The sequence below is a fragment of the Streptomyces sp. BE303 genome, assembly GCF_036290945.1.
Lineage (GTDB): Bacteria > Actinomycetota > Actinomycetes > Streptomycetales > Streptomycetaceae > Kitasatospora.
On sequence record NZ_JAQYWZ010000065.1, the window covers coordinates 1 to 440 of the forward strand.

At 74.3% G+C, this 440-nt stretch carries 1 protein-coding gene; it reads right to left on the minus strand.

Annotated features, from left to right (window positions below):
- Positions 1-440: hypothetical protein (locus PUR56_RS00240; protein ID WP_329947339.1), on the minus strand; the 440-nt coding region annotated here is incomplete at both ends.

Sequence of the window (440 nt, forward strand, 5' to 3'; positions counted from 1 at the left end):
GACCCGGGCCGCGCCGGGATCGGCGACCGGCTTCCAGGGGACGCGGTAGCGCCAGCCGTCGCTGAGCGACCGTGCCAGGCCGCGCGCCCGCCAGGTCGACACCGCGGGCAGCACGGTGGCGGCGGCATCGGTCGCGACACCCAACTCCGCTGCGAACGCCGGGAGATCGCCCCTCTCGACGACGTTCCAGAAGCCCGCCTCCGCAGGTTCCGCCGAACGGCCGGGCGCTGCTGCTTGCAGCCAGTACCGCTGGTGCTGGAAGGCGTAGTTCGGCAGCTCGGCCGGTCGGACGCCCGTGATCAGCGGCGACCAGTCGACCGGGACACCGTTGACGTGCAGGGTCGCGAGCGCCGTCAGCGCGGTGGTGACTTCGTCACGGTCGCGGCGCAGCAGCGGCGCGGTGACGGCGTCGGGCTGCTGGACGAGCGCCGACAGGACGC